At 70.4% G+C, this 4267-nt stretch carries 6 protein-coding genes; 4 read left to right on the top strand and 2 right to left on the bottom strand.

Annotation, left to right across the window (positions count from 1 at the left end):
- Positions 1-450 (top strand): type ISP restriction/modification enzyme (locus H5J26_RS28865; protein ID WP_303647253.1); only part of this gene is annotated, 450 nt, incomplete at its 5' end.
- A gap of 87 nt (positions 451-537) precedes the next feature.
- On the opposite strand, the gene H5J26_RS28860 is transcribed toward H5J26_RS28865, so the two are convergent.
- The gene (locus H5J26_RS28860; RefSeq protein ID WP_181768916.1) at positions 538-804 is read right to left on the bottom strand and encodes a hypothetical protein; all 267 of its coding nucleotides are present in this window, start codon (positions 802-804) and stop codon (positions 538-540) included.
- A gap of 206 nt (positions 805-1010) precedes the next feature.
- Between H5J26_RS28860 and H5J26_RS28855 the strand changes: the two genes are divergently transcribed.
- Both H5J26_RS28855 and H5J26_RS28850 read left to right on the top strand, forming a co-directional pair.
- Positions 1011-2165, top strand: coding sequence for a DUF5925 domain-containing protein (locus H5J26_RS28855; protein WP_181768915.1), 1155 nt, complete (start codon positions 1011-1013; stop codon positions 2163-2165).
- 80 nt (positions 2166-2245) lie between these two features.
- Positions 2246-2812: an NADAR family protein gene (locus tag H5J26_RS28850; RefSeq protein WP_181768914.1), complete on the top strand. Its 567-nt coding sequence runs from the start codon at positions 2246-2248 to the stop codon at positions 2810-2812.
- A gap of 59 nt (positions 2813-2871) precedes the next feature.
- On the opposite strand, the gene H5J26_RS28845 is transcribed toward H5J26_RS28850, so the two are convergent.
- Entirely contained in the window at positions 2872-3216 is a 345-nt protein-coding gene (locus H5J26_RS28845) for a hypothetical protein (RefSeq protein WP_181768913.1), read from the bottom strand.
- Between the two features lie 347 nt (positions 3217-3563).
- Between H5J26_RS28845 and H5J26_RS28840 the strand changes: the two genes are divergently transcribed.
- Positions 3564-4196 (top strand): hypothetical protein, encoded by a 633-nt coding sequence (locus H5J26_RS28840; protein ID WP_181768912.1) that lies wholly within the window; start codon positions 3564-3566, stop codon positions 4194-4196.
- Positions 4197-4267: the final 71 nt, after the last annotated feature.

Genomic DNA, 4267 nt, shown 5'->3' with positions numbered 1-4267 from the left:
GCGCCGTTGCCCTCCCGTCCGGCTCCCGGCGACCTGGGGCACGACCTGGAGGAGCGCTCACTCCACATCGGGGAGGGCCGCGTGGCACCAGTGGAGCGCGCCGCCTGGGAGTTCGAGGCGGGAGGCGAACGGGTGTTGGAGAGGTGGTTCGCACAGCGCGCGGACCCGGCCGTGCCCGGCACGCTTGCCGCCGTGCGCCCCCGGCTCTGGCATCAGGAGTGGACGACCGAGCTGCTGGAGCTGATCACCGTACTGACACTGCTGGCCGAACTGCGCCCGGAACAACGGGACTTGGCCGACCAGCTGGGTGGAGCGGGGCCGAGCGCCTCCATCGGGCGCGAGGGGCTGAAGAGCGCGGGGATACTGCCGCCGCCTTCGGCGGCGCGCCGACCGGCCTCGGTCCTGGATCTGCGCGAGGAGGGCCCTGGAGGGCAACTCGCGCTGCTGTGAGGATGCCTGAGGCCGGAGACGACCGCGGGGCGGTGGCCGCATGCGCGGCCACCGCCCCGGGACACAGGGAGGTCTACGGAAGGAAGCTCAGCCGCGCCCGCCGAACAACGTGCGGCGCAGCTTGCGCAGTGGCGCGAACAGCGAAACCCGCGCGCTCCGGCTTCCGGCCCGGTTGCGCGTCGTGTCGCGTCGAGTGATCTCGCGCATCAACGACATCGCTTCTTCCGTCTCGCCCTGAGGCACGGCGGGACCCGCGAGCACAGACAGATGCCGGTCCAGGCGTGAACTCGTCGCGCCCGTACCGCATTTGATCGCAGGCACTCGCGCCCTGCCGCTCACTGTTATCTGTTCCATGACACTCCCCACCCGTACTAGGGCACCCGGCCCGGGCAGACTAACCCTATCGCCCGACCGCTACTCGCGTGTATCCCGGTCACAGGATTCACCTGCCCCACAGGGGCGTTGACGAACATCGAACACTCGGTTCTCCTGGGCCGGACCGTACCCGACCGACCTGAACGCGCGTGCGCCGACGGGGTCGATGCCGGATCATGGAGGCCATGTCAGCCAATCGCCGAACGGCTCCCACCACCGACGACAGCAGTGAGGACCTGTCTTCGCCCGCCTTGCCCGAGCGCGCTCTGCCGGTTCATCTCACGCTGGGTCACACTGATTCGCCGTCCGATGTCATCGAGGCTCTTTTTCTCGGCCGCTTCACCAACGGGGAACAGCCCTACTCCCGCAGCCAGTCGGTGAGCAGGGTCAAGAAGGGCCGCACGCTGCTTCCCGACGGGGCGAAGGTGCTGCGCGAGGCGACGGCGGACGGCCACAGCGCGGTCCTCGCCGAGGGCGAAGGCTGGACGGCGATGGTGTCCCGCTGGAACCAGGGCGCGGACGTCACGCTGACGGCGATCAGCGACGAACTGGCCGAGGCGCGGCTCGCGGAGGCCGTGAACGGCGCGGAGGACGAGCCCGATCCGCAGTCGGAGAAGGTGTCGATGGGCTTCTGGTACCACTCGCCGATGCGCGGTCCGCGCCGCTCCACGCGTGCCATCGCCGCGGGCACCTGGGAAGAGGTCCGCCCCAACTACACGGCGCCCGTGGCGGAATCCATGGACGAGCTGATGAAGCTCACCCCGGAGGAGATCTCCGGCCGGCTGCTTCTCCTGCACGGCCCGCCGGGCACCGGCAAGACCTCCGCCCTGCGCACGCTGGCGCGTTCGTGGCGCGACTGGTGCCAGGTGGACTGCGTCCTCGACCCGGAGCACCTGTTCAACAACATCGGCTATCTGATGGACATCGCCATCGGCGCGGACGACTCCGAATCCGAGCAGCAGCGCTGGCGGCTTCTCCTCCTGGAGGACTGCGACGAGTTGATCCGCGGTGAGGCCAAGCACGCCGCGGGCCAGGCGCTCTCCCGGCTCCTCAATCTGACGGACGGTCTGCTCGGCCAGGGCCGCAACGTCCTGGTGGGTGTGACCACGAACGAGGACCTGGCGCGCCTGCACCCCGCAGTGGTGCGCCCGGGGCGCTGCCTCGCACGCATCGAGGTCGGTGCGCTGAGCCGTACGGAAGCCGTCAACTGGCTCGGCACCGGCGAAGGCGTGGGCCGTGAAGGGGCCACGCTGGCCGAGCTGTTCGCGCTCCGCAAGGGGTCCTCGCCGACCTCGCTTCCCTCGCAGGCGGAGCGGGAGGGCTCCGGGCTGTACCTGTGAGGTGCCCGGCGGCAAGGCCGGACACTCCCGTCGCCGATAACCGGTCGAGCGATGTCGGTGCTCACTGCAAGAATCACCGCATGGTCGAAAACGTCGCGGAACTCATCGAGCGTGCAGGGCGCGGAGAGCGCTTCAAGTACCTCTATTTCTGGGGGCATCAGCCGCGGCGTGACGGTGCCATGGGCAAGGGCTGTCTGAGCCAGTGGTGGCAGGCGCCCTTCGAGCTGGAGGGCGTCCGGTACGCCACGACCGAGCACTGGATGATGGCCCGTAAGGCACGCCTCTTCGGGGACGAGGAGGCGGAGCACCGCGCGATCGCAGCTGCGCATCCCCGGCAGGCCAAGGCCGCGGGGCGCTCTGTGCGCGGCTTCGACCAGGAGGTCTGGGAGCGCGAGCGGTACGGCATCGTGGTCGAGGGCAACGTCCGCAAGTTCGGGCACCACGGCGAGCTGCGCGAGTATCTGCTCGGCACCAACAGCCGGGTCCTGGTGGAGGCGAGCCCGATGGACCGCGTGTGGGGCGTGGGTCTCGCCGCCGACGACGAGCGCGTGCGCGATCCCGCGAAGTGGCGCGGCCAGAACCTGCTCGGTTTCGCGCTGATGGAGGCGCGCACGAGGCTCCTCACGCGGACGGGCACGCTGACCTGAGGCCTGTCCCGTCCACGCTGACCTGAGGCCTCTCCCGTCAGCGATCCCCGAGCTGGGGCTCAGCCCGCCGCGTCGGAGAACCTCTCCGCGAGGTCGCGATGCCTGTCTGCCGCCAGCTTCGCCTGGGCCGGGCTCACGGTCGATCCGGGCATGCCGCCCAACCGTTCGGCCATCTCCGCGAGGCGCAGGTGCTCGTCCCGCGCGTGCTCGCGGCAGGGTAGGCAGGTGACTCTGTCCGGACGCGGCGAGGTCATCGCATACGGCGCCCGCAGCCCGCATCCGGTGGTGACGACGCTCGGCAGGTCACCGGCAAGGCCGAACGTCGACGCCATGATGTCGCGGGCAGCGCCACGGCCTTGGACCGCGTTCGCCTCGACATGGATGTGCGGATCGTCCGCGTTCATGGGGCGGTCCTCCTCGGCACCGGCGCCTGGAGCGGCCGGAAGTGCTCCCGGCGGGCCGCAGCCTGCCGGACGAGTCTGCCATGTGCCCTGTGCACCACCGCATCGGCCCGCGACCACGCACCGGTCAGCCGCAGGCGGTCTGGGGGCAGGTCGTCAACTTCCTTGCGAGGGTGGCCGGTTGCGACGCAGCCCCGCTTCGCCGTTCCCCGCCCCGGCGAGCCGTCCTTCTCACGATCACGCTGATTCTGCGCAGAAAGTGCGCTTCCATCCCGTTTCGGCGCACAACCCTTCGGCGGGGTCGCTGGTCTGTTGTGACGACAGTCCATTACGGGGGAAAGGTCCCGGATATGCGCACACACCCCTTCCGTTCCGCCGCGCTCGGCACGCTCGCGGCGGCCGCCGCGTTGGGGCTGACTCTCGCCGCGAGCGGCCCCGGCGTGGCCGCCGAGACGGGGAAGAAGACCAAGGCGCCGGGCTTCCTGGCCCCGGCGGACCTTCCGCCGCACGCCTCCTCGCCCTGGTCGGCGGGCAAGGTCACGGCCGGCCTGCCGGACCCGGAGATCTTCTGCCTTGAAGGGGCGCTGCCGGCCTCGCGGAGCCACCACCGCCAGTTCTACACCGATCTCGACACCCACGCCGCGCAGGTCAGCGTGACCGCTGCCGACACCACCGCGGCGACCAAGCTGGCCAGTTCACTGAAGAAGAAGGTCGCCGCCTGCGCCGCGGACTGGCTGCGCGAGACACCTGGCGGCACCGCCTCCTGGCAGGACTACGGCGCTGTGGCCGTCGGCAACGGCGCACGCGTCTACGGCGTGCACACCTCCATCCCCGACTCGGAGCCCGGCGTGCACCTCTTCGGCGTCGGTCGCGACGGGAAGACGGTGACGGTGGTCCGCTGGGCCCAGATGGGCGACCTCGACCACGCCCCGGTGGCCACCTTCAAGAACACGACCAAGACGGCGGTCAACAAGCTCAACTGACGTGCCGATCAGGGCCACTGCGAGAACCGGCGGGGCAACACCCGCCGGTTCAGCCGTAGTTGGCGCGCAGG

It is taken from the genome of Streptomyces albidus (ex Kaewkla and Franco 2022), assembly GCF_013870515.1.
GTDB classification, from domain to species: Bacteria; Actinomycetota; Actinomycetes; order Streptomycetales; family Streptomycetaceae; genus Streptomyces; species Streptomyces albidus.
This window is presented reverse-complemented; position numbering and strand designations above follow the sequence as displayed.